Source organism: Gordonia jacobaea (assembly GCF_001186365.1).
GTDB lineage: Bacteria > Actinomycetota > Actinomycetes > Mycobacteriales > Mycobacteriaceae > Gordonia > Gordonia jacobaea.
Map to the genome: position 1 here is coordinate 42,353 of NZ_LDTZ01000018.1, position 24,024 is coordinate 66,376.

The window sequence follows — 24,024 nt, forward strand, 5'->3', positions numbered from 1 at the left end:
TCCACGTGACAACACCGCACAGGCGTGACACCGGTACGACGAAGCCGCACGAACAACAAACGAGTGGCGAGACGAGGGGGACGTCGCATACCGGCGGCAGTACCCCGTGAAGACAGCTCAGCACAGAGCCAGGCCCAGGAGATCAAGCAAGTGCCCAGTGAACAAGCGCCCAACTCCACGATCAGCTCCAGCTCGACGATCAACAAGGTCCTGATCGCCAATCGAGGAGAGATCGCGGTCCGCGTCATCCGCGCCGCGCGCGACGCCGGAATCCCCAGCGTCGCGGTCTACGCGGAACCTGATGCCAACGCCAAGTTCGTGAAGCTCGCCGACGAGGCCTTCGCCCTCGGCGGCCAGACCTCCGCAGAGTCGTACCTGGTCTTCGACAAGATCCTCGACGCCGCGGCGAAGTCGGGCGCCAACGCCATCCACCCCGGCTACGGATTCCTGTCCGAGAACGCCGACTTCGCCCAGGCAGTTCTCGACGCCGGCCTCATCTGGATCGGACCGTCGCCGCAGTCGATCCGCGACCTCGGCGACAAGGTCACCGCACGCCACATCGCGCTGAAGGCCGACGCCCCGATGGCTCCGGGCACCAAGGACCCGGTCAAGAACGCCGACGAGGTCGTCGAGTTCGCCAAGGAGTACGGCGTACCGGTCGCGATCAAGGCGGCGTTCGGCGGTGGCGGCCGCGGCATGAAGGTGGCCTACACCATCGAGGAGATCCCCGAGCTGTTCGAGTCGGCCACCCGTGAGGCCATCTCCGCATTCGGCCGCGGTGAGTGCTTCGTCGAGCGCTACCTCGACAAGGCGCGCCACGTCGAGGCGCAGGTCATCGCCGATCAGCACGGCAACGTGATCGTCGCCGGCACCCGCGACTGCTCGCTGCAGCGTCGCTTCCAGAAGCTTGTCGAGGAAGCACCCGCGCCGTTCCTCACCGACGAACAGCGCAATCGCATCCACTCGTCGGCGAAGGCCATCTGCCGCGAGGCGGGTTACTACGGTGCGGGCACCGTCGAGTTCCTCGTCGGCAACGACGGCCTGGTCTCGTTCCTCGAGGTCAACACCCGCCTACAGGTCGAGCACCCGGTCACCGAGGAGACGTCGGGTATCGACCTCGTCCGCCAGCAGTTCCGCATCGCCAACGGCGAGAAGCTCGAGTTCTCCGAAGATCCCGCACCGCGCGGACACTCCATCGAGTTCCGGATCAACGGCGAGGATCCGGGGCGCAACTTCCTCCCCGCTCCCGGACCGATCACCGTCTACAAGGAGCCGTCCGGCCCGGGTGTGCGCGTCGACTCGGGCGTCGAGCAGGGCGACGTCATCGGCGGACAGTTCGATTCGATGCTCGCCAAGCTCATCGTCACCGGCGAGAACCGCGAGCAGGCACTCGAGCGCGCCCGCCGCGCCCTCGACGAGTTCGAGGTCGAGGGACTCGCAACGGTCCTCCCCTTCGACCGTCACATCGTCACCAACCCCGCGTTCGTCGGCCATACCGATGAGAACGGCGTCGAGACATTCGACGTCTACACCAAGTGGATCGAGACCGACTGGGACAACCCGATCGAGCCCTACACCGGTGGCGCAGCCATCGAAGAGGACGATTCGGCGCCGCGTCAGAACGTGGTCGTCGAGGTCGGTGGCCGTCGCGTCGAGGTCTCGCTGCCCGGCGATCTCGCGCTCGGCGGAGGGTCGTCGAGCAACGGCGTCGTCCGCAAGAAGCCCAAGCCGCGCACACGCACCAAGGGTGCCGGTGCAGCCGCTTCGGGCGACTCGGTTGCCGCGCCCATGCAGGGCACCGTCGTCAAGATCGCCGTCGAGGAAGGCCAGGAGGTCTCCGCAGGTGACCTCGTCGTGGTGCTCGAGGCGATGAAGATGGAGAACCCGGTGACCGCGCACAAGGACGGTGTCGTGACCGGCCTCGCCATCGAGGCGGGCGCGGCCGTCACCCAGGGCACCGTGCTGCTCGAGATCAAGTAGCCGCCCACACCTACCCGATCGGGCCCGACTCATTTTCCGAGGAATTCCGATGGAACCGATCGAGATCAACGCGGGCGCCTGGTACCTACGCGGAGTCCGCGACGACGAGCGGATCTCCGACGCGGCAGCTTTACGCGACCTGGGCGTCGACGATCCCGAAGCCTATGTGCGGCAAGTAGATTCGGAGTGGTCCGACGAGTCGTCGTTCACCTGGGCGGTCTGCGAGCCGACGACGGGCGAGCTCGTGGCGACCGTGTCGGTCATTCTCGACGACGATCGCGCGAGGCTCGTCGGAGATACCCGCGACGGCTACGACGACGCGCTCGCTTCCGCGTATCCGGTCGTGGCCCGCTTCGCCACGGGAGCACTCGGCGTCAAGGTGTCCGACCCGCAGACGTGACGAGCATCAACTCCTCGTCGATGCACGCGCGAGTACGTTGAGTTGTAGGGAAGTAACGACCTACAGGAGATGGTTCACGATGGCAGAGTTCTCCACAGTTGCAGTGCTCGGTGCGGGCGTCCTCGGTTCCCAGATCGCATTCCAGACCGCGTACAAGGGATTCGACGTCACGTCCTACGACATCAATCAGCAGGCGCTCGACGCCGCGTCGAAGCGATACGACGAACTCGTCGAGACCTACAAGCGTGAGGTTCCCGGCGCCGCCGACGGCGCGGCGGAGGAAGCGCGCAAGCGCATCACCCTTACCGACGACCTCGCGAAAGCCGCTCAGGCCCAACTGATCATCGAAGCGGTGCCCGAAGTCCTCGAGCTCAAGCAGGACACCTACCGCAAGCTCAACGAACTGGCGCCGAAGGACACGATCTTCGCGACCAACTCGTCGTCGCTGCTACCGAGCGATCTCGAGTCGTCGACGGGTCGGCCCGACAAGTTCCTCGCGCTGCACTTCGCCAACCGGGTCTGGCAGTTCAACACCGCCGAGATCATGGGCACCAAGGACACCGACCCGGCGGTCTACGCCAAGGTGGTGAAGTTCGCCGACGAGATCGGCATGGTGCCCATTCAGATCCACAAGGAGAAGGCCGGGTACGTTCTCAATTCGCTGCTGATCCCGTTCCTCAACGCGGCACTCGAACTCGCCGCGGGCGGCTACGCCGATCCCAAGGATGTCGACAACACCTGGCGCATCGCCACCGGATCGCCGCTGGGACCGTTCCAGATCTACGACGTCGTCGGACTGATGACGCCGTACAACATCTTGATGAATGGCGATCAGGGCAACCGACACCTCGGCGCGTGGCTCAAACAGAACTACATCGACAAGGGCAAGCTCGGGATGGCCAGCGGCGAGGGGTTCTACACCTATCCCAAGCAGGAGCAACCCGCCTGAGATCGATGACGGCCCGGCGCTACGGCTCGTCGATGTCACGACCCGACGCCAGGTCCGCACAATCGACGGTTTCGACGTGCGCGCGCAGATATGCCGCGGCGCCGACATCGCCGTTCATCGAATCCATGACGGCCACAAGGTGGTCGGCTCCGAGATAGACCGGATGCCCCGGGGCGCCCCGATACGTCGCGCGCACCACGGCATCGCGTCGACGCCCCGACTGCCCGATGACGCGCGCAACCACCTCGCCGCCGACATCCGGCGTGTCAACAACATGTAAAACCACGCCGGCGACATTGTTCTTCTCAGTCGCCCACGTGAGTGCTGCGCGCACACTCGCCGACAGCCCATCGGCCCAGTCGCCGACGCGGATCGTCGCGGCACCGTCGGGGGCCTCCACGACCGCTGCGCCCATCGTCACGGCCACGTCGTCGCACCCGCCAACGGTCAGCGCCGATACCGCGTTCGCCAGCCACTCCCCTTGCGCTGCAAGTATTTTCGGTTTGCCGTAACGACGCCCCGCGCCCGCGGCGAGCACAACACCGACCACCGGATCGCCGCCGAAAAACTCGGGACGGTCCGCCGCGTCGGGACGTGCGATGTTCACGGGAGCCGATCGTAGTCGCGTGTCGGAGATCTCCGTTTTAACGTCGCGGAAACGTGCGCTTTCCGATGCGCGAGAAGTCGCGCGCGGGTCCACTATCTATCTGCTGACGCGCATCCCTTCGCCGTCGGCGCCACATTCGTGTGCGCGGAACACCACCATCCGTTGGAGGCGATCATGACAACCGAGGCGACGCCCGCGTCCCCGCCGGCGAAGAAGCGCAAGCGCGTGCACCCCGTCGATCAGGTGCCGCCACCCGGCAAACTCGTCGCGCTCGGTGCACAGCATGTCGTCGCGTTCTATGCGGGCGCGGTGCTCGTGCCGCTGCTGATCGCCCGCGCGATCAAACTCGACTCCGACGCACTGACGATGCTCATCACGGCCGACCTCTTCACCTGCGGAATCGCATCGCTGCTGCAGTCAGTCGGTATCTGGAAGATCGGCGTGCGTCTGCCGCTACTTCAGGGCATCACGTTCGCAACCCTCGCCCCGGTCATCCAGATCGCCAATCAACACGGCGGCGGTCGTGTCGGACTACAGACCGTCTACGGCGCGGTGATCGCCGCCGGTGTGTTCACCTTCCTCATCGCACCGTTCTTCGCGAAACTGATCCGCTTCCTGCCACCGGTGGTGACCGGCACACTGATCACGATCATCGGCGTGTGCCTGATCCCGGTCGGTGCGGGTGACGCCGTGACCAACCCGGCGGAGCATCTGCACGACAACGCCAACTGGAAGTGGGTCTGCTACACGCTCGGCACCATTCTGCTGATCGTGCTGATGCAGCGCTTCTTCCGCGGTTTCATGGCCACGATCGCTGTGCTCCTCGGTTTGGTCGTCGGCACCTTCGTCGCCTGGCTGTGCGGCGACGCCACGTTCAGTTCGGTCGGCGAGGCAGCATGGCTCGGCTTCACACCGCCGTTCGCCTTCGGCGCACCGAGGTGGGATCTCGTCGCCATCGTGTCGATGATCGTCGTCCTGCTGGTGGTCGCCGTGGAATCGACCGGATCGATCTTCGCCACGGGCGAGATCGTCGGCAAGCGCATCAAGAAGGAGGACGTCGCGGCGGGCGTGCGCGCCGACGGCGTCGCCACCATCTTCGGCGGCATCTTCAACTCGTTCCCGTACACGGCATTCTCCGAGAATGTCGGTCTGGTGCGCCTGACCGGAGTCAAGAGCCGCTGGGTTGTCGCATGTGCAGGCGTCATCATGATCATCCTGGGCTGCCTACCCAAGCTCGCGAAGATCGTCGAGTCGATTCCCGCCCCGGTGCTCGGTGGCGCCGCGCTCATCATGTTCGCGACGGTGGCCATCGTGGGTATTCAGACGCTCACCTCGGTCGACTTCACCGATCACCGCAACCTCATCATCGCGGCGACCTCGTTGGCAGTTGCGCTCTACGTGCAGTTCTCGCAGTCGTCGAGCCCGACCACCGTGATCGAGAAGGGCGGCGCTCACGTCGATGTACCCGCCCTCCCCGGCGTCGACCAATCGATGCCCAACATGATCCTGCAGATACCGTTCTCGACGGGTATCACCATGGGCGCTATCACCGCAATCCTGTTGAACCTCTTGTTCTTCCACATCGGACGACGCGGCCCGGCGGTCGCAGGCCGCGGTGCGATCACGCTCGACGCGGTCAACAAGATGAGCTTCGTCGAGTTCAACGAGACGTTCGGCGGCCTCGTGCAGAACGTCGACTGGGTGGTCGAACGCGCTTACGAGCAGCGTCCGTTCGAGGACGTGCACGATCTGCGCAGCGCCTTCCAAGAAGCCATGTTGACCGGTAGCGACGAGGAACAACTCCAGCTCATTCAGGCCTTCCCCGACCTCGGAGCCGAAGACGAAACCGGAGAGTTGACCGCGGTCGATCACAAGGGGTTGTCACACCTGGAGGAGACCGAGCACGAGAACGTCGTCGACCTCGCGAAAGCCTACAAGGAACACTTCGGGTTCCCGCTCGTCATCGACGCGCAGGAGGCCGAGCGTTACGACCGCGTGCTGCGCAACGGCTGGGCACGCATGGACAACTCCGAGACGTCGGAGAAGTCGTTCGCGCTCATCGAGATCGCGAAGATCGCCAACCACCGCTTCGACGATCTGGTGGCCGACGCCAACCCGCTGACGTCGGCTCGGTTCAGCCGTCAACCGGAACTCTCGTAGGCTGACCGCGTGCGACGAGTCGATTGGCGTGGCCTCCCGAGCTTCAACGAGCTGTCCGAACTGCGTGCGATCAGCACACTGTACGAATGCTGTAGCTCGTCGATCTGGGCGTTACGTGTGGCCAAGGCGCGGCCCTTCGTCGACGACGAAGCGCTCCTCGAGTACGCCGATCTGATTCTCGCCGAACTGACCGAGTCCGACCTCGACGAGGCGCTGTCCGGGCATCCCCGCATCGGAGACCGCCCCGACAACGCCTCGTCGAGCAGAGAGCAGTCCGGGGTCACCGGCGCCGACCCCGAGGTACTCGCAGAGCTCAAACAGCTCAACAAGGAGTACGACGAGAAGTTCGGACACGTCTACCTCGTGTTCGCCAACGGACGTCCCGCAGAAGAACTGCTCGCGATCCTCAAGGAGCGCATCCGCAACGACGCGCCGACCGAACGACGTGTCATGCGCATGGAGCTCGCGAAGATCAATCGCAGTCGGCTGCAACGGATGTTGACTCCCGCCATCGAGTTCGTCGACGACTAGGCTGACCCCTATGACCGGTCTGTCCACCCACGTACTCGACGCCACCAGTGGTGCGCCCGCCGTCGGAATGTCGATCACACTGCGAGATGTCGACGGCGAGCGCCTCGCGTCGGGAACCACCGACAGCGACGGCCGCATCTCACAGGTCAACGTCGACCCGCTCGCCCCGGGCACCTACCACCTCGTGTTCGCGACGGCGGATTGGTTCGGCGCCAACGGAATTGTCGGCTTCTACCCGCAGATCGACATCTGCTTCACCGTCGACGACCCCAACCGGCACTATCACGTACCGGTGCTGCTGAGTCCCTACTCGTATTCGACGTACCGCGGGAGCTGACGCTCACGCGTCCCGGGTGACCGGAGTGTAGGGCGAGATGTCGTATGCGGTCTGAACCAGCTCGGCACGCTTGCCGTCGTTGAGCGTCCGGTCCCACTGCGCCGAGACCTGTGACTTGATGTCGTCAACGGTGTGGGCGGGCAGCACGTGTCGGTAGTCGGTGTCGGCACCGGTGAGCACGTCGAGGGTGACCTCGATGACTTCCTCCGGGTCGAACTGCTCATGCGGGAACGAGAGCTTCTCGTAATCGAAGAGCCGGGTTGACGGATCGTCTTCCCACGACTTCCACGCCTCGAACATCGTGTCGTTGAAGCCGGTCAGGAATGGGCCGGGGTTGATCGTCGCCACCGTGATCCCGTACTCGCTGAGCTCTTGATCGAGCGCGTCGGCAAACGCTTCGACCGCGTGCTTCGACCCGGCGTAGGCACCGGTGAACGGGTCGACGGTGAGGCCGGCCACCGACGACATGAACACGATCTTGCCCCCGCCCTTGGCGACCATGGCCTTCGCGATCGGCTGGGTCAGCAGAATCGGTCCGAAGACGTTGACCTCGAACTGCCTCCGGATATTCGCGGCGGGAATGTCCACCGACGACCCGCCCTCGGAGATTCCCGCGTTGTTCAGCAGTACGTCGACGTCCCACTGGGCCGCTTTGTCGCGATCTCCTTCGTCGGTGACATCGAGCTTCTCCACGCGCAGGTCGACGCCGCGTTCCTTCGCCTCGGCGCGCAGGACATTGACCTGCGCGATGATCTCGACGCCTGCGATGACGTCGTGGCCCTGCTCCGCGAGGCGCAGTGCGACCTCCTTGCCGAAGCCGCTGCCTGCACCGGTGATGAGATACGTGGTGTTCGTTTGATCAGTCACCTATCTGGTTCGGAACCGTTGGGTTCGCGGATTCATGGCGATGGTCGTCTACTAGGTCACAACGGTGAGGCTGACGACAAAAAGGCTGCGCTATGCTGCAACGGCAGCTGGTTCGCCCGCCGGGAATTGTGATGGAGCCCCTCCGTCCCGCGCGCGGCGTCGAATCCGGCCACCGTAATCGGCGGTCGGGTGAGAGGGAATCCGGTGAGAATCCGGAACTGTCCCGCAGCGGTATGTCGGAACGACCGCCGTCACCAAGCACTGGGCACGAGCCCGGGAAGCGACGGCCACTAGGAATCTCACCTCGTGTGAGCCCGCCGACGAGTCCGAAGACCTGCCTCCTGTACCGGTCGCGCCGCGACCGGTGGCTCGCCGCCTCGTGGACCGGGCGCAGGTCGATCAGCGTGTCGTGGTGTCTTCTGCACACCACCCGGGGCTTGTCGACTCTCCCTGCATGGCGGTGAACCGTCCACGTCGAATGCAGGAGTTCACGAACTCATGTCCATCAATTCAGCAGACACCACTGTCTCCACGACGGCGTCCGATCAGGTTGGCAGGCCGTTCACCGCCACCGTGCCCGGCACTCCGCGGATCGGCCCGCGCCGCGAACTCAAGCGGGCCATCGAAGGCTACTGGGCGGGCCGCGTCAGCGCCGCCGAGCTCGAGCAGACCGCAGCCGGACTGCGCCGCGACACCGTAGAACAGTTGGCCGCAGCCGGTTTCGACTCGATCCCGGTCAACACCTTCTCGTACTACGACCAGGTACTCGACACCGCGGTCCTCCTCGGTGCACTCCCCCGCCGGTTCGACGGCATCGCCGATCCACTCGACCGATACTTCGCCGCGGCACGTGGCACCGCGGACATCGCTCCACTGGAGATGACCAAGTGGTTCGACACCAACTACCACTATCTGGTCCCCGAAATCGGCGGCGACACCACGTTCGGACTGCACCCCGACAAGGTTCTCGGCGAGATCGCCGAAGCCCGGGCGCGCGGCGTCGACGCCCGACCCGTCATCATCGGGCCGATCACCTTCCTGGCACTCGCCAAGGCCGTCGACGGCGCGCCCGCGCCACTGACGAGGATTGACGATCTGCTCGGTGTGTATGAGCAGCTATTCGCACAGCTCGCGCAGGCCGGAGTCGCGTGGGTCCAGATCGACGAGCCGGTTCTCGTCACCGACTATGCCGAAGACCTTCCCGCACTGGCCAATTCGGTGTACTTGAGGCTCGGTGCCGTCACCGAGCGTCCTGCGCTCTTCGTCAACACCTACTTCGGTGACCCCGGTGCGTCTCTCGCCGCCCTGGCGCGTACACCGGTCGAAGCCATCGGCGTCGACCTTGTCGAGGGCTCGGTCGACTCGGTCGTCGTGGTCCCAGAACTCGCCGACAAGCTGCTGGTCGCAGGCGTCGTCGACGGTCGCAACATCTGGCGCACCGACCTCGACAAGGCGCTCGCCACCCTCGGCACCTTGTTGGGATCGGCACGCGCGCTTGCTGTTTCGACGTCATGCTCGACGCTGCACGTGCCCTACACGCTCGACGCCGAGGACGAACTCGACGACAACCTGCGAGGCTGGCTGGCATTCGCCGCGCAGAAGTATGACGAGGTCGGGGTTCTCGCCCGCGCACTGCGCAACGGTCGGGAGTCGGAGCGGGAGGCCTTCGAGGCGTCCGCCGCGGCGCTGGCCACCCGCACAAGCGATCCGCGGCCGCATGTCCCGGCGGTGCGTGCTCGCCTGGCGGCCGTCACAGACACCGACATCACGCGGATGCCTGCTGCAGAGCGCATCGCGGCACAGAATTCACAGCTCGGACTTCCTCCGCTGCCGACCACCACGATCGGCTCCTACCCGCAGACCTCGGCGATCCGACTTGCTCGTGCCGCGCTGCGTTCGGGCGAGATCGACGAGTCGGAGTACGAGCGACGGATGCGCGCCGAGATCGCCGATGTGGTTGCGCTGCAGGAGAAACTCGGACTCGACGTACTGGTTCACGGCGAGCCCGAGCGCAACGACATGGTCCAGTACTTCGCCGAACAACTCGACGGCTTCTTCGCCACCGCCAACGGGTGGGTCCAGTCGTACGGAACCCGGTGCGTCCGGCCGCCGATCCTCTACGGCGACGTCGTCCGCACGCAGCCGATGACCGTCGACTGGATCACCTTCGCGCAGTCGCTGACCAACAAGCCGGTCAAGGGAATGCTGACCGGTCCGGTCACGATCCTCGCCTGGTCGTTCGTCCGTGACGACCAGCCGCTCTCGGAGTCGGCCGATCAGATCGCGTTGGCTATCCGCGACGAGACCGTCGACCTCGAGAAGGCCGGAATCACCATCATCCAGGTCGACGAGCCCGCACTGCGTGAGCTCCTTCCGTTGCGAGATGCGGACAAGCAGCGCTACCTCGACTGGGCGGTGCGCGCGTTCCGCTTATCCACCTCGGGTGTCGCCGACTCGTCGCAGATCCACACCCACCTCTGCTACTCGGAGTTCGGTGAGGTCATCGGCGCGATCGCCGACCTCGACGCCGACGTCACGTCGATCGAGGCGGCCCGCTCTGCGATGGAGATCCTCGACGATCTCAACGCCGTCGGATTCTCGAACGGCGTCGGCCCCGGCGTCTACGACATCCACTCGCCACGGGTACCGGGCACGGCGGAGATCGAACGGTCACTGCGCGCAGCGTTGAAGGCGGTTGGCCCGCAACGACTCTGGGTCAACCCCGACTGCGGACTCAAGACCCGCACACCCGGCGAGGTGATCGCGTCGCTGACCAACCTGGTCACCGCCGCGACGACTGTGCGGGCTGACGTCGAGGTCTGATACTGGCCGGGAGTCGACGGGATGAGTCCATCTCGTCGATTCCCTGTCGATCGTCTCGTATCGTTTCAGTCATGATCATCGACGCGCTGGTCGGAGAGATCATCGACCTCGCGAACACCCGCTCCCGCGTGGTCGTCGGATTCACCGGCCCACCGGGAGCGGGTAAGACGACGGTCGCGCGTCGGGCGACACTCGAACTCGCCGACCGCCTCGGCGACGCTCACATCGGGTACCTCCCCATGGATGGCTTCCATCTCGCGACGCCGATGTTGCACCTACTCCACCGAACCGAACGGCGCGGGGCCCAGGACACCTTCGACGTCGACGGATTCGTTTCGACACTCCGCAGGGCCGCCACGCCGGACACCGAGGTCTACGCACCAGATTTCGACCACAACCTCGGCGAACCGATCGCAGCAGCCGCCCTGATCCCCGCACCGGCGAGAATCGTTGTGGTCGAGGGCAACTACCTCGGATTCGACGGCGCGTGGGCCCCTGTCCGTCGACTCATCGACCGCATGTGGTTCGTCGACCTACCCGACGCCATCCGACATGAACGCCTCCTGGCCCGGCACGTGGCCACCGGGCGGACCGTCGACGATGCTCTCGAGTGGATCAGGCGCGTCGACGACCCGAACGCCGCGCAGATCAGGGCGACCCGGGCACACTCCGACGCCGAGCTCGACGCCACCACGATCGACTGACCGCCGGGGCTCGAGCTGCACGGCCGCGTGGGGCGCTGCCGAACCCGCGCGGCCTCAGCCGATTTCGATCAGCAGGTCGCCGGGCGCGACTTGCTGCACGGACGTCACCGCGACCCGGGCGACCTTGCCGCCGACCGGCGCGGTGATGGTCGCCTCCATCTTCATGGCCTCGATCGTGCCGATCGCCGCGCCCGCTGCGATCTCGTCGCCGACGTTCACCGACAGCGACACGACGCCCGCGAACGGTGCGCCCACGTGGTTCGGGTTCGCCCGATCGGCACGCTCGGCGGCGGCGACCTTGGAGTCGACGGACCTATCTCGCACTGCTACCGGCCGCAACTGTCCGTTGAGCACACACATCACCGTGCGCATGCCCTTCTCGTCGGGTTCGCTGATCGCCTCGAGGCCGATCAGCAATTCGACGCCCGGCTCGAGTTCCACTCGGTGCTCGTCGCCGTAGCGCAGTCCGTAGAAGAACTGATTGGCCGACAGCCTCGACGTATCCCCGTAGGTTTCCTGATGCTCCTCGAATTCCCTTGTCGGACCGGGGAACAACAGCCTGTTGAGGGTTTCCTGCCGCGGTCTGCCCGCTGTGTCGAGTGCGGTGTCGTCGGCCGCACTGAGTTCTTCGACGGGGCGCGGCGCCGTACGACCGGCGAGTGCACGGGTACGCAACGGTTCCGGCCACCCACCCGCGGGCTCGCCCAGTTCGCCACGGAGAAAACCTATGACGGAGTCGGGGATGTCGTAGGAACCGGGGTTGGCGGCAAAGTCAGCGGGCGCGATGCCCTGCCCGACGAGGGCGAGAGCAAGGTCGCCGACGACCTTCGACGACGGCGTCACCTTGATCAGACGCCCCAGCATCGCATCGGCGGCAGCGTAGGCCTCTTCGACGGCCTCGAAGCGGTTACCGAGCCCCAACGCGATGGCCTGCTGACGCAGATTCGACAACTGGCCGCCCGGGATCTCGTGCGAGTAGACGCGCCCGGTCGGTGCGGGAACACCGGACTCGAAGGGGGCGTAGACCTTTCGCACCGCTTCCCAGTACGGTTCCAGGTCGCAGACCGCCTTGAGGTCCAGCCCGGTGTCGCGTTCGGTGTGCGCAAACGCCGCGACGATCGCCGACAGTGGCGGCTGACTCGTCGTGCCGGCCAAGGGTGCCGACGCGCCGTCGACTGCGTCTGCCCCCGCGTTGACGGCCGCGAGGTACGTCGCCAACTGCCCACCAGGGGTGTCGTGGGTGTGGACGTGGATCGGCAGATCGAACTCGCTTCGCAACGCACGGACCAGCTTGTCGGCCGCAGGTGCACGCAGCAGACCCGCCATGTCCTTGATGGCCAGCACATGCGCGCCTGCGTCGACGATCTCCTCCGCCAGGCGCAGGTAGTAGTCGAGCGTGTAGAGCTTCTCGTCGGGGTTCGCGAGGTCGCCCGTGTAGCTCATCGCGACCTCGGCGACCGCGCGATCGGTCTCCAGTACCGCGTCGATGGCAGGTCGCATCTGTTCGATGTTGTTGAGCGCGTCGAAGATTCGGAAGATGTCGATGCCCACGTCCGTCGCCTCGGCGACGAATGCCGTCGTCACCTTCTGCGGGTACGGCGTGTAGCCGACGGTGTTGGCACCGCGAAGCAGCATCTGCAGGCAGATGTTGGGTATCTCTTCACGCAACTGCGCCAACCGATCCCACGGATCTTCCTTCAGGAACCGCAGCGCGACGTCGTAGGTGGCACCGCCCCAACACTCGACGGACAGCAACTGCGGGGTCGTCGCCGCGACATACGGTGCGACGGCGAGCATTCCGCTCGTCCGTACGCGCGTCGCGAGCAGCGACTGATGGGCGTCGCGGAACGTCGTGTCGGTGACACCGACCGCCGCGCGCTCACGAAGGTCACGCGCAAAACCGCTGGGCCCCAAGGTCAACAGTCGCTGCCGCGAGCCGTCGGGTGGTGCGAGTAGTTGCGCACGGTCGAGGGCAGGAAGCTTGTCGCGCGGGTACACCGTGCTCGGACGTTCCCCATGCGGCTTGTTGACCGTCACGTCCGCGAGATACGAGAGGATGCGCGTGCCGCGGTCTGCCGATCCACGCGAATTCAACAACCACGGGCGGTCTTCGATGAACGACGTCGTCACGTGTCCCGCAGCGAAGTCGGCGTCGTCGAGCACCGCCTGCAGGAACGGAATATTGGTGGCCACACCGCGAATGCGGAACTCCGCCAAGGCACGTCGTGCGCGCCGCACCGCGGTGTCGAAGTCGCGACCCCGGCAGGTCAGCTTGACCAGCATCGAGTCGAAATGGCCGCTGATCTCTCCGCCGAGGACCGCACCGCCGTCGAGTCGGATGCCGGCACCCCCCGGCGTGCGGTAGGCGGTGATACGCCCGACGTCCGGACGGAAACCATCCGACGGATCCTCGGTGGTGATACGGCACTGTAGTGCTGCTCCACGGATGGCGATCGAGTCCTGACTCAACCCCAGGTCGTCGAGCGACTGCCCCGACGCCACCCGCAACTGCGCACCGACAAGGTCGACGTCGGTGATCTCCTCGGTCACCGTGTGCTCCACCTGAATGCGCGGATTCATTTCGATGAAGACGTGCCGTCCCTGTTCGTCGACCAGGAATTCAACGGTCCCGGCGCACGAGTAGCCGATCTGCTTGGCGAACGCGACGGCGTCGGCGCAAATCCGCTCACGCAGTTGCGGATCGAGATTCGGCGCCGGTGCCAATTCGACGACCTTCTGGTGCCGACGCTGCACGCTGCAGTCACGCTCGAAGAGGTGAATGACGTTGCCCTGCGTGTCGGCCAGGATCTGCACCTCGATGTGGCGCGGATTGATCACGGCCTGCTCGAGAAACACCGTCGGGTCGCCGAACGCGGTATCGGCCTCGCGCGACGCCGCCGAAATGGCTTCGGCGAGATCCTCGCGCTTTGCGACGCGACGCATACCGCGGCCACCGCCACCGGCGACCGCCTTGACGAACAATGGGAACTGCATGTCGGCGGATGCCGCGACCAACTCGTCGACGTCGGCCGACGGCTCCGAGGACGCCAGGACCGGCAGACCGGCAGCCTTCGCCGCAGCGACAGCCTCAGCCTTGTTGCCGGTCAACTCGAGTACGTGCGCGGGCGGTCCGACGAACGTGATGCCGTGCTCGGCACACGCCGCCGCCAAGCCCGCGTTCTCCGACAGGAAGCCGTAGCCGGGATACACCGCATCTGCACCCGAATGCAGTGCGGCGCCAATGATCTCGTCGACGGACAGATACGCACGGACCGGATGTCCCGGTACGCCGATCTGGTACGACTCGTCGGCCTTCAGTCGGTGCAGCGAATTGCGGTCCTCGTACGGGAACACCGCGACGGTTCCTGCCCCGAGCTCGTATGCCGCACGAAAGGCACGGATCGCGATCTCTCCACGATTTGCGACCAGGACTTTCTCAAACATCTCGGGACACAACTTTCGTTCGTCGAATACACGTTGCCCGGGCAGGCACCCACAGGACAGGCACCGCCGTCGTCGTCGACCTTATCTGCAAGTGAGGGTGATACCTCACTTTTGTCTCAAAGTGTGAGAGAGCGCTGCGAGGGCCCCGTGTAGCTGCTCAACGGACGGATCAGCGAGTTCGACGCTGCCTGTTCCATGATGTGCGCAGTCCACCCCGTGATGCGGCTCATCACGAAAATCGGCGTGAACGATCCGATGTCGAAGCCCATCAGGTGATACGCGGGTCCGGTCGGGAAGTCGAGATTCGGTTTGATGCCCGTGCGCTCGTCCATCAGCCGCTCGAGTTCGGTGTAGATGCGCAGCCACCGGTCCTCGCCGAGCTGCTCGGAGACCTCGACGAGAGCCGCACGCATCGTCGGCACCCGCGAATCACCGTTCTTGTAGACGCGATGGCCGAACCCCATCACCTTGTCCTTGTTCTCGAGCTTGTGCTCGAGCCAGGCGACCGCCCGTTCTGGGCGGTCGATTTCGATCATGTCGTACATGACCGCCTCGTTGGCGCCGCCGTGCAGCGATCCCTTCAGCGCTCCGATCGCCGCCGTCACCGCGCTGTAGATGTCCGACTGAGTCGACGTCACCACCCGGGCCGCGAAGGTCGATGCGTTGAAACTGTGCTCGGCGTAGAGCACCATCGACTTCTCGAACGCCGAGACGACCACCGGATCGGGAACCTCGCCGAAACACATGGCCAGAAAGTTCTCCGCGTAGCCGAGTCCATGGTGCGGGGCGATCGGGTCGAGTCCGCGTCGTCGACGCATGTCCGCCGCGACGATGGTCGGCAGGATCGAGAACATCCGCAGCGCCTTGTCGTAGTTCGCGGTGGGCGCCGCATTGTCCTCGTCCGGGTCCTCGGTGCCGAGGTAGCTGATGACCGTGCGAACGACATCCATCGGGTGGCAGTTCTCCGGAATACGGGCGAGGACGGCCTGCGTCGACCGGTCGAGTCGACGACTCGCCCGCTCCCGCTGCGTAAACGCGGCGAGTTGGGCGTCGGTGGGCAACTCGCCGTGCCACAGCAGGTACGCGACCTGTTCGAAGCTGCAGCGCGCGGCGAGATCCTGTACGGGATAGCCCCGGTAGGTCAACGAATTCGTCTCGGGCACAACCTTCGAGATCGCAGTGGTGTCGACGACGACCCCTGCAAGACCCTTGTGAATAGCAGGTTGGCCAACTGGCGGCGCGCTCATGGATGTACCTCCGGCGTGGAATTCAGGGTGAAGTTGAACAGTTCGGAATCGAAGTCGTTGTAGTCCGCGTAGCGCAGCAACTCGTAGAGCCTGCTCCGGTGCTGCATGCCGTCGAGGAGCCCCGATTGTGTTCCGGTAGAGGCGATCTCCCGAAGTCCGGACTCGACGGCACCCATCGCGATGCGTAGCGTCGTCACCGGATAGATGACCGCGTTGTAGCCGACGTCCCCCAGCTGTTTCGCAGTGAGCAGGTCGGATTTGCCGAACTCCGTCATATTGGCCAGGAGCGGAACGTCAACGGCCGCACGGAATCTCTCGAACTCCGAGGCGTCACGCAATGCCTCCGTGAAGATGAGGTCGGCGCCGGCATCGGCATACGCCTTGGCGCGGTCGATCGCGGCGTCGAGACCCTCGACGGCACGCGCGTCCGTCCGCGCGCAGATCACGAAGTTGTCGTCGCGTCGTGCCGTGACCGCTGCCGCAAGCCTTGCGAGCATCTCACCGACGGGAACGACGTCCTTGCCGTCGAGATGACCGCACCGCTTGGGATTGACCTGATCCTCGAAATGACAGCCGGACAACCCCGCGTCTTCGAGGGTGGCAACGGTCCGCGCCGCACTCATGGGTTCACCGAATCCGGTGTCGGCGTCGACAAGTGACGGCAGGTTGGTTGCGTGGGCGATCTGCCCGCCGCGAGCGGCGACCTCACTCAGCGTCGTGAGCCCGATGTCGGGGAGCCCGATATCGGCCGAGAGCACAGCGCCGGATACGTACACGCCCTCGAACCCGACGTCGGCTATGAGCTTGGCCACCAGCGGCGAGAATGCGCCGGGCCAACGCTGCAGACTTCCCGACGCCAGGCCCGCCCGCAGCGCGATCCGCTTGTCGGCGGCAGGTACGGATGACGAGAACAGCCCCGCCACAGCGCTTTCCGATGAGGTCATCAGAAGATCCCCGTCCCGATGGTCGGCGCCTTGTCGAGCACGACGGACAGCACCGTCGGATTGAGAGCACCGAGGCTTCCCTCCTCGAGCGACGCGAGACCGGCTGCCGCATCAAGGAATCGACGCTGTTCGGCCGCATCGATCACGCCGTCTGCCATGGTGGAGAACTTGGCCTCGTATTGCTCCCGAGCGAATGGGCGGGCACCGAGCGGATGTGCGTCCGCAACAGCCAGTTCGTCTGTGATGACCTCACCGTTGCGCAGCGTCACAACCGCTTTCGCGCCGAACGCCTTCTCCCCCGGATCGGTGGAGTGGTAGCGGCGGGTCCACTCGGGATCCTCGACCGTCGAGATCTTGCGCCACAGCTCGACGGTGTCGGGACGATTCGCACGTTCGGGCGCATACGACGCCTCGTGGTGCCAGAAACCGTCCTGCAGTGCGACGGCGAAGATGTAGGGCACCGAGTGGTCGAGCGTCTCGCGACTGGCCGACGGATCGAACTTCTGGGGATCACCGGAGCCCGTGCCGATCACGACGTGGGTGTGGTGGCTGGTGTGCAGCACGATCGATTCGATCTCGGCGAGATCGGTGATCCGCTCACGCATCCGACGCGCGAGGTCGATCGGCGCCTGACTCTGATACTCGGCCGAGTGCTCCTTGGTGTAGCTGTCGAGGATCGCCCGCTTGGCCTCGCCCGGACCGGGAAGCGGTATCTCGTAGACCTTCTCGGGGCCTCCGAGTAGCCACGCGATCACGCCGTCCTCGCCCTCCCAGATCGGAGCGGGCGCCCCCTCACCTCGCATCGCACGGTCGACCGCTTCGATCGCGATCTTGCCCGCGTGAGCCGGCGCGTATGCCTTCCAACTGGAGATGAGCCCCTTCCGCGACTGCCGCGTCGCGGTTGTCAGGTGCAGGGCTTGGCCGACGGCCTGGTAGATCGTCTCGACGTCGAGGCGCAACATGGTTCCCAGCCCCGCGGCGACGGAGGGACCGAGGTGCGCAACGTGGTCGATCTTGTGCTCGTGCAAACACATTCCGCGCGTCAGATCGATCTGGATCTCGTAGGCGGTGGCGATGCCTCGGATCAGATCTGCACCCCCGGCGCCGACGTGCTGCGCCACCGCGACCAGTGGCGGGATGTTGTCTCCCGGGTGCGAGTACTCGGCAGCGAGGAAGGTGTCGTGGAAGTCGAGTTCACGCACGGCAACCCCGTTGGCCCACGCCGCCCACTCCGGGGAGTACGCGCCGGCGACACCGAACACCGCTGCGCCGCGACCGCCCTGCCCGCGCGGGTGCGCGAGCGCCTGTGATCGCGCAGTCGTCACCGGCCGACGAATCACCGATGCGGCGCTGACCGCCGCGTTGTCGATGATCCGATTGATCACCATCTCGGCTGTCTCGATCGGCACCTCGACAGGGTCGACGGCGACCTCGGCGATCTTCTGAGCGAGATGCTCCGACTGCTCGAAGTCGGAGGCACTGCGGTGGGTCCGCACGTTGTGAATGATCATGTTCGCACCGTACGCATCTCGTTCCGCTCCACATAAGTCCTGGCGAATGCGTATTTTTGTGGATGACTACCCGCAAATTTGCGAATGTTGTGAACACATGACGAGCTAGGCTCTGCACATGGCACACCCCTCTGCCGCGACGCCCGGGAGACTTCTCGTTGGAGCTCGCCTACGCAGGCTCCGCGACGAGCAGGGACTCTCCCAGGCCGCACTCGCACGTCGAATCGACAAATCGACCAGCTACGTCAATCAGCTCGAGAACGACCAGCGCCCGATCACCGTCGGCGTACTTCTCGCACTCACCCGCGAGTTCGACCTCAACGCCGACTACTTCGCGGCCGACACCGACGCGCGCCTGGTCGCCGACCTGGCCGACGCACTTGCCACCGCACCCGACGGCGGCGATGTCACGCGCGCGCAGATCACCGAGCTCGTCTCCCGAATGCCCGACGTCGGCCGCACGATCGCCGCTCTCCACAGGCGTCTCGTAGCCGCCGAATCCGAGCTCGACACATACCGGGGCCAGGCAGCCAACGGCGGAGCGTCGTCGACTCCGATGCCGTTCGAGGAGGTCCGCGACTTCTTCTACGACCGCAAGAACTACATCGACGTCCTCGACCGGGCAGCCGAGGACATGTTCGATCAGCATGGCCTGCGCGTCGGAGGACTCGACCTGCAATTGGCGACGCTGCTGTCACGCGAACACGGCGTCTCCGTGTCGATCAGCCGTGACACCGACCCCGTCGCCGCCGCGCGCCGCCCCAAACGCGTCTTCGATCCCACTCGGCGCGTCGTCCAGCTCGCGGGTCGACTCACCTCCGGGCAGCGCGCGTTCCAACTGGCCACCCAGTTGGCGTTGATCACGCAGAGCGATGTGATCGACGCGGTGATCGCCGACGCCGTCGAACTGAGCGATGAGTCCAGGTCTGTAGCCCGAATCGGACTCGCGAACTACTTCGCGGGAGCATTGTTGTTGCCGTACAAACACTTTCGCGATGCTGCGGAGGAAGCACGCTACGACATCGAACTGCTCTGCGTCGGCTTCGACGTCGGCTTCGAGACCGTGTGTCATCGGCTGTCGACGCTCCAGCGCCCCGGACATCGCGGTGTCCCGTTCATCTTCGTCCGGACCGATCGCGCGGGAAACATCTCCAAGCGACAATCCGCCACCGCATTTCACTTTTCGCGGGCGGGAGGGAGTTGCCCGCTCTGGGTCGTACACGACGCATTCGCCTCGCCGGGGCGAGTTGTCACCCAAGTCTCGCAGATGCCCGACGGCCGGTCGTATTTCTGGCTCGCTCGGAGCACCGACGAGGGGTTGGGCTACCTCACACAGCACAAATCCTTCGCCATCGGATTGGGTTGCGATCTCGCACACGCCGACCGTCTCGTCTACTCCACCGGCATCGACCTCGCCGACGACCGTCGTACCGTACCGATCGGCGCCGGATGCAAGGTGTGCCCGCGACCTGCCTGCCCGCAGCGGGCGTTCCCGCAGGTCGGCAGGCCCATCGACGTCGACGTCACTGTCAGTGACTCCGTCCCGTATCGCCCGGCCCGCACAGGGTAGGTGAGCTCGTGAGCGACAGGGCGTCGTCGTTCTGTCCGTCACGCATGCGTCGGCGCGTATCCGGTCTGCGGTAACGTCGGGCGAAATGATATCGGTTACCAAGAAGCGCAGCCGTGCTCTCACGGCTCGGTCACTCGTACTCGGGTACGCGTGGCCGGCTCTTGCTGCCCTCGCCGTCTTGGCTGTCACCATAGCGGTGGTCGTAGGTCTCACACTGCAGTCGTCCCCGGCCGCCGACTCCGCGGCCGCGACGACTGCCGCACGTCCGGTCGCTGCCCCGATCATCCCCAAGCCCTCCTGCCCCGAGAAGTCCGAAGGAAAGGCCATCGTCGTCGGACTCGCGTCGCAACACATGGTCCTATGCCTTGACGGGCAACCGGTTTCCGACATCGCGGTGACCACCGGCAGCGTCGACCGCGGTGTAGGCACACCGCTGGGAACCTGGCGTATCGAAAGCCATGACGTCGATCGCACGCTGAGCGGTCCCGGGTACACGGTGTTCGTGCACTACTGGTTGCACCTGTTCGGCGACATCGGATTCCACGACTCACCCTGGCAGAAGTTTCCCTACGGCGACACGACGGCCTACAAGACCCGGGGCTCCGAAGGCTGTATTCACGTGCCCGGCAACGAGATCAAGCACCTCTACGACTGGGCGGGCGACGGCACGCCTGTCACGATCACCGCCTGAGTCTCATACCGACTCAGGCAGTGATCGTGACCCGGCCGCTCAGGCGACGTCGTCGCTGTTGACCTTCTCTGCGCCGTCGTGACGCCGCATCGTGAACAGCAGATTCAACGCGATGGCCACGAAGATGCCCACCGCAGCGCCACTGGAAAGCAGTTGTTTGGCCGCCGTCGGGAATTGACTGTAGAAGCCGTTGATCGTGATCGGCAGCAGGGCCACGCCGATCGCCGCAGCCGTGATGATCACGTTGGAGTTCTGGCTGTAGTCGACACGCCCGAGGATGCGGATACCGACCACCGCGATGGTTCCGAACATCACCACTGCTGCGGCCCCGAGGACGGGCCGCGGGATCGCCGCCACGACCTCACCGACGACGGGAAAGAACGCGAGGCACATCAGCATCGCGCCGGTCAGCGCTGTCACGTAGCGGCTGAACATCCTCGTGATGGTCAGAATGCCGACATTCTGCGCGAAGGTGACGTACATGAACGACTGGAACACGCCACCGCCCAGCGCGGTGACCACGCCGTCGGCACGCACGGCCGCTGCCAGGCGATCGCGCGAGACCTTCTGTCCCACCACTTCCCCGACGGCATTGACCTGTCCGGCAAGTTCGACGATGAGCACGATCTGAATCAGGGCCAGCGAGCAGATCGCCAGCAGGTCGAAACGCGGCACACCGAAATGCAAGAGGTCGGGGAACGAGAACGCGGCACCCTCACCGATGCCCGAACCGTCGAACATCCCCGTGAGCGCGGCGACAACGACGCCGACGATCATGCCGATCAACACCGAGATCGGTCGAAGCGCGCGCGGCAACAGGCAGTAGCAGAGCACGATGGCCAGCGCTGTTGCAGCGGCCACGCCGATCTTGGCCGGAGAAGCGAACCCGGGTTCGTCGGGATCGGAACCGACGATCATCTTTCCGCCCGCTGGTATCAACTGGATACCGATAAGCAGGATGGTCGTCCCGATGACGACCGGCGGAAAGAACCGCATGAGCTTGCTGACCAGCGGCGCAATGGCGATCGTCGCAAGGCCGACGACGAGCACCGAACCGTACATCGTCTGCAGTCCCTCACCCTGGCCGATGATCAGCATCGGCGCGATGCCGGTATACGACGCACCGATCACCATCGGCAGCTTCACGCCGACCTTCCAGATGCCCAGCGACTGCAGTAGCGTGCCGAAACCGCACAACAGCAGGTCTGCGGTGACGAGGTAGACGAGATCTGCCCGCGAGAGATCGAGCGCTGCCGACACCACGACGGGCACCGTCACCGTGCTCGCATACATCACGAGCAGATGCTAGAGCGCGAACACGACGAGCGGACCAGGTGAGGGAACCTTGTTCACCGGGTCGGTAGCGTTGTCCGACGCAGCGTCGGGGTGGGTCGAGTCGTGCGGCTCGACACGCTGTGCGGACTGGTCGACGATGATCTGATCGGTCGTCGCGGTGGGGTCGAAGTTCTTGCGGACGATCCTCTCGCGGACGCGGGAGACTGCGGTGGGGTTGCTCATGGCCTGTTCCTGTTTCAACCGGCGCCGAGTGTTCGGCTCTTACACGGCTCCGGTCGCGACCGATTCATCGGAGGAACTGCGCTGTACCCGATCGATCACGGTGGAAATCCGTGAGATCGCACGCGCTTTTCGAAAGCGAAGGAACCGGACTCCGGTTCCCGCGACGCAGTACAGGTCGGGACCCCTACTACGTGCAATCCATCTTGCGAGTACAAGTAAAACGGGATCGTGTTACGGCCGATTCACGTCGCGTAACAACAGCGTTAACGTGCCGGGTGGGCGGGTATACCCGCAACGATTGCGCACACCCCGACATGCCGCACCGGCTTGATCGTCGTAGCGTGTCGCTGTGCCCTCAGCAACCCTCATCGAGAATGCCTCCGTGGTGACAGTCGACCCGGATCGTCGGGAATTGACGCGCGCATCGGTACTCATCGAGGGCACCACGATCACAGCGATCATCGAGACGGACGCCCCGGCGGTGCCGTTGCCTGACGACGTTCTCCGCATCGACGGCACCGGCTGCGTGCTCACGCCCGGGCTCGTGAACACCCATCACCACCTCTATCAGTGGATCACCCGTGGCCTCGCCGCCGATCACACGCTCTTCCAATGGCTGACGACGCTGTACCCGATCTGGGCGGGTATCGACGAGCAGGCGGTGCACACGGCGGCGCTCGGCGGCCTGTCGACACTCGCGTTGTCCGGCTGCACGACGACGACCGACCACCACTACGTCTTCCCGCGTGAGGGCGGCGACCTGCTCGGCGCCGAAATCGGTGCAGCCCAGGCCGTCGGCGTGCGCTTCCACCCGACGCGCGGTTCGATGGACCTGTCCGAGAAGGACGGCGGCCTGCCGCCGGACACCGTGGTGCAGAGCATCGACGAAATCCTCACCGCCAGCTCCGATGCCGTTGCGCGCTGGCATGATCCGGCACCCGCCTCGATGCTGCGCATCGCGCTCGCACCGTGCTCACCGTTCTCGGTGACCACCGACCTGCTCCGCGAATCCGCCGTGCTGGCACGAGAACTCGGCGTCCGACTGCATACCCACCTCGCCGAATCGGTCGACGAGAACACCTACTGCGACGAGCATTTCGGTTGCACACCACTGGAATACATGGAATCCGTCGGTTGGACCGGCGACGACGTGTGGTTCGCCCACGGCATCGAGTTCGCCGACGACGAGATCGCCCGGCTCGCGGCGACGTCGACCGGCGTCGCCCACTGCCCCACCTCCAACGCCCGCCTCGGCAACCACATCTGCCGCACTCGCGACCTCGTCGACGCCGGGGTTCCCGTGGGATTGGGCGTCGACGGCGCGGCGTCGAACGAATCGGCGCGCCTCCTTGAAGAGGCACACCAGGCCGTGCTGATGGCCCGCACACGGGGAGGCCCCACCGCACTCACCACACGGACGGCGATCGAGCTCGCGACCATCGGTGGTGCTCAAGTATTGGGCCGTGCCAACGAGATCGGCTCCATCGAGGTCGGGAAGCTCGCCGATCTCGTCCTCTGGGACCTCACCACGCTCGCGCACGCCGACATCGACGACCCGGTGGCAGCACTGGTTCTCGGTGCCATCCCGCCGATCAAGGCATCGTGGGTCAACGGCACACAGATCGTCGCCGACGCCGAGCTGCTCACCGTCGACACGACGACCGTCGCGGCCGACTGCGCACACGAGCATCGCCGACTGCTGGACAAAGCACGCGGGGCCCTCACATGACACCCGCTATGG

19 protein-coding genes and 1 riboswitch are annotated in these 24,024 nt (G+C 65.3%); of the genes, 11 read left to right on the top strand and 8 right to left on the bottom strand.

All coding sequences use genetic code 11. From position 1 onward, the window contains the following. Positions 1 to 150: 150 nt before the first annotated feature. The 3 genes from ABW18_RS13585 to ABW18_RS13595 all read left to right on the top strand — a co-directional run bounded on the left by ABW18_RS13585 (position 151) and on the right by ABW18_RS13595 (position 3,329). Positions 151 to 1,980 carry an acetyl/propionyl/methylcrotonyl-CoA carboxylase subunit alpha gene (locus tag ABW18_RS13585; RefSeq protein ID WP_200903267.1) on the top strand — a complete coding sequence of 610 codons (1,830 nt, stop codon included), beginning with the start codon at positions 151 to 153 and terminating at the stop codon, positions 1,978 to 1,980. A 49-nt stretch (positions 1,981 to 2,029) separates the two neighbouring features. Beyond that, positions 2,030 to 2,380 carry a GNAT family N-acetyltransferase gene (locus tag ABW18_RS13590; protein WP_049699530.1) on the top strand — a complete coding sequence of 117 codons (351 nt, stop codon included), beginning with the start codon at positions 2,030 to 2,032 and terminating at the stop codon, positions 2,378 to 2,380. Positions 2,381 to 2,459: 79 nt separating this feature from the next. Further along, positions 2,460 to 3,329, top strand: coding sequence for a 3-hydroxyacyl-CoA dehydrogenase (locus ABW18_RS13595; protein ID WP_049699531.1), 870 nt, complete (start codon positions 2,460 to 2,462; stop codon positions 3,327 to 3,329). Positions 3,330 to 3,348: 19 nt separating this feature from the next. Here ABW18_RS13595 and ABW18_RS13600 read toward each other — a convergent pair whose 3' ends face one another. Further along, positions 3,349 to 3,936, bottom strand: a complete 588-nt coding sequence (locus ABW18_RS13600; protein ID WP_235434383.1) for a nucleotidyltransferase family protein — start codon at positions 3,934 to 3,936, stop codon at positions 3,349 to 3,351. Between the two features lie 174 nt (positions 3,937 to 4,110). Between ABW18_RS13600 and ABW18_RS13605 the strand changes: the two genes are divergently transcribed. Genes ABW18_RS13605 through uraH form a run of 3 tightly spaced genes read left to right on the top strand, consistent with a single transcriptional unit; the run spans position 4,111 to position 6,964 of the window. After that, positions 4,111 to 6,096, top strand: a complete 1,986-nt coding sequence (locus ABW18_RS13605) for a solute carrier family 23 protein (protein ID WP_049699790.1) — start codon at positions 4,111 to 4,113, stop codon at positions 6,094 to 6,096. A 9-nt stretch (positions 6,097 to 6,105) separates the two neighbouring features. Continuing rightward, entirely contained in the window at positions 6,106 to 6,627 is a 522-nt protein-coding gene (gene uraD / locus ABW18_RS13610) for a 2-oxo-4-hydroxy-4-carboxy-5-ureidoimidazoline decarboxylase (RefSeq protein ID WP_049699532.1), read from the top strand. A gap of 10 nt (positions 6,628 to 6,637) precedes the next feature. Further along, a complete protein-coding gene (gene uraH / locus ABW18_RS13615) occupies positions 6,638 to 6,964 on the top strand; it encodes a hydroxyisourate hydrolase (protein ID WP_049699533.1) in 327 nt (108 codons plus the stop codon). A gap of 3 nt (positions 6,965 to 6,967) precedes the next feature. Here the strand turns inward: uraH and ABW18_RS13620 are convergent, their stop codons facing one another. Further along, a complete protein-coding gene (locus ABW18_RS13620; protein WP_049699534.1) occupies positions 6,968 to 7,831 on the bottom strand; it encodes an SDR family oxidoreductase in 864 nt (287 codons plus the stop codon). 165 nt (positions 7,832 to 7,996) lie between these two features. Further along, positions 7,997 to 8,187: riboswitch (cobalamin riboswitch) on the top strand. Positions 8,188 to 8,329: 142 nt separating this feature from the next. Between ABW18_RS13620 and metE the strand changes: the two genes are divergently transcribed. Beyond that, a complete protein-coding gene (metE, locus tag ABW18_RS13625; RefSeq protein ID WP_049699535.1) occupies positions 8,330 to 10,654 on the top strand; it encodes a 5-methyltetrahydropteroyltriglutamate--homocysteine S-methyltransferase in 2,325 nt (774 codons plus the stop codon). 71 nt (positions 10,655 to 10,725) lie between these two features. Next, a complete protein-coding gene (locus ABW18_RS13630; RefSeq protein WP_049699536.1) occupies positions 10,726 to 11,358 on the top strand; it encodes a nucleoside/nucleotide kinase family protein in 633 nt (210 codons plus the stop codon). A gap of 54 nt (positions 11,359 to 11,412) precedes the next feature. Here ABW18_RS13630 and ABW18_RS13635 read toward each other — a convergent pair whose 3' ends face one another. The 4 genes from ABW18_RS13635 to prpD form a co-directional block, all read right to left on the bottom strand. Then, positions 11,413 to 14,802: a pyruvate carboxylase gene (locus tag ABW18_RS13635; RefSeq protein WP_049699537.1), complete on the bottom strand. Its 3,390-nt coding sequence runs from the start codon at positions 14,800 to 14,802 to the stop codon at positions 11,413 to 11,415. Between the two features lie 116 nt (positions 14,803 to 14,918). Further along, on the bottom strand, positions 14,919 to 16,049 hold the full coding sequence (locus ABW18_RS13640) for a bifunctional 2-methylcitrate synthase/citrate synthase (protein WP_049699538.1): 1,131 nt from the start codon (positions 16,047 to 16,049) through the stop codon (positions 14,919 to 14,921). Then, complete coding sequence (gene prpB / locus ABW18_RS13645; RefSeq protein WP_049699539.1) at positions 16,046 to 16,993, bottom strand: methylisocitrate lyase; 948 nt, start codon at positions 16,991 to 16,993, stop codon at positions 16,046 to 16,048. Before prpB ends, ABW18_RS13640 begins: the two co-directional genes overlap by 4 nt. Then, positions 16,993 to 18,504, bottom strand: a complete 1,512-nt coding sequence (gene prpD, locus ABW18_RS13650) for a 2-methylcitrate dehydratase PrpD (protein ID WP_049699540.1) — start codon at positions 18,502 to 18,504, stop codon at positions 16,993 to 16,995. The genes prpB and prpD overlap by 1 nt, the downstream gene beginning before the upstream one ends. A gap of 118 nt (positions 18,505 to 18,622) precedes the next feature. On the opposite strand from prpD, the gene ABW18_RS13655 reads away from it, so the two are divergent. Further along, entirely contained in the window at positions 18,623 to 20,074 is a 1,452-nt protein-coding gene (locus ABW18_RS13655; protein ID WP_049699541.1) for a short-chain fatty acyl-CoA regulator family protein, read from the top strand. 85 nt (positions 20,075 to 20,159) lie between these two features. Continuing rightward, positions 20,160 to 20,765 carry a L,D-transpeptidase gene (locus ABW18_RS13660; RefSeq protein ID WP_049699542.1) on the top strand — a complete coding sequence of 202 codons (606 nt, stop codon included), beginning with the start codon at positions 20,160 to 20,162 and terminating at the stop codon, positions 20,763 to 20,765. 39 nt (positions 20,766 to 20,804) lie between these two features. Here the strand turns inward: ABW18_RS13660 and ABW18_RS13665 are convergent, their stop codons facing one another. Together ABW18_RS13665 and ABW18_RS23180 are read right to left on the bottom strand one after the other, a co-directional pair. Next, on the bottom strand, positions 20,805 to 22,058 hold the full coding sequence (locus tag ABW18_RS13665) for a nucleobase:cation symporter-2 family protein (RefSeq protein WP_235434398.1): 1,254 nt from the start codon (positions 22,056 to 22,058) through the stop codon (positions 20,805 to 20,807). Positions 22,059 to 22,070: 12 nt separating this feature from the next. Next, complete coding sequence (locus ABW18_RS23180) at positions 22,071 to 22,283, bottom strand: hypothetical protein (protein ID WP_235434384.1); 213 nt, start codon at positions 22,281 to 22,283, stop codon at positions 22,071 to 22,073. Positions 22,284 to 22,632: 349 nt separating this feature from the next. Here ABW18_RS23180 and ABW18_RS13670 point away from each other — a divergent pair, with 349 nt between their 5' ends. Next, positions 22,633 to 24,012 carry an 8-oxoguanine deaminase gene (locus ABW18_RS13670; RefSeq protein ID WP_049699543.1) on the top strand — a complete coding sequence of 460 codons (1,380 nt, stop codon included), beginning with the start codon at positions 22,633 to 22,635 and terminating at the stop codon, positions 24,010 to 24,012. The last annotated feature ends 12 nt before the right edge of the window (positions 24,013 to 24,024 follow it).

What these genes read in the sequence shown, in the direction of transcription:
- ABW18_RS13635 (WP_049699537.1), bottom strand. Translation starts at nt 14,802, where the DNA reads ATGTTTGAGAAAGTCCTGGTCGCAAATCGTGGAGAGATCGCGATCCGT.
- ABW18_RS13590 (WP_049699530.1), top strand. Translation starts at nt 2,030, where the DNA reads ATGGAACCGATCGAGATCAACGCGGGCGCCTGGTACCTACGCGGAGTC.
- uraH (WP_049699533.1), top strand. Translation starts at nt 6,638, where the DNA reads ATGACCGGTCTGTCCACCCACGTACTCGACGCCACCAGTGGTGCGCCC.
- ABW18_RS13605 (WP_049699790.1), top strand. Translation starts at nt 4,111, where the DNA reads ATGACAACCGAGGCGACGCCCGCGTCCCCGCCGGCGAAGAAGCGCAAG.
- ABW18_RS13640 (WP_049699538.1), bottom strand. Translation starts at nt 16,049, where the DNA reads ATGAGCGCGCCGCCAGTTGGCCAACCTGCTATTCACAAGGGTCTTGCA.
- ABW18_RS23180 (WP_235434384.1), bottom strand. Translation starts at nt 22,283, where the DNA reads ATGAGCAACCCCACCGCAGTCTCCCGCGTCCGCGAGAGGATCGTCCGC.
- ABW18_RS13660 (WP_049699542.1), top strand. Translation starts at nt 20,160, where the DNA reads ATGATATCGGTTACCAAGAAGCGCAGCCGTGCTCTCACGGCTCGGTCA.
- ABW18_RS13665 (WP_235434398.1), bottom strand. Translation starts at nt 22,058, where the DNA reads ATGTATGCGAGCACGGTGACGGTGCCCGTCGTGGTGTCGGCAGCGCTC.
- ABW18_RS13630 (WP_049699536.1), top strand. Translation starts at nt 10,726, where the DNA reads ATGATCATCGACGCGCTGGTCGGAGAGATCATCGACCTCGCGAACACC.
- ABW18_RS13655 (WP_049699541.1), top strand. Translation starts at nt 18,623, where the DNA reads ATGGCACACCCCTCTGCCGCGACGCCCGGGAGACTTCTCGTTGGAGCT.
- prpB (WP_049699539.1), bottom strand. Translation starts at nt 16,993, where the DNA reads ATGACCTCATCGGAAAGCGCTGTGGCGGGGCTGTTCTCGTCATCCGTA.
- prpD (WP_049699540.1), bottom strand. Translation starts at nt 18,504, where the DNA reads ATGATCATTCACAACGTGCGGACCCACCGCAGTGCCTCCGACTTCGAG.
- ABW18_RS13595 (WP_049699531.1), top strand. Translation starts at nt 2,460, where the DNA reads ATGGCAGAGTTCTCCACAGTTGCAGTGCTCGGTGCGGGCGTCCTCGGT.
- metE (WP_049699535.1), top strand. Translation starts at nt 8,330, where the DNA reads ATGTCCATCAATTCAGCAGACACCACTGTCTCCACGACGGCGTCCGAT.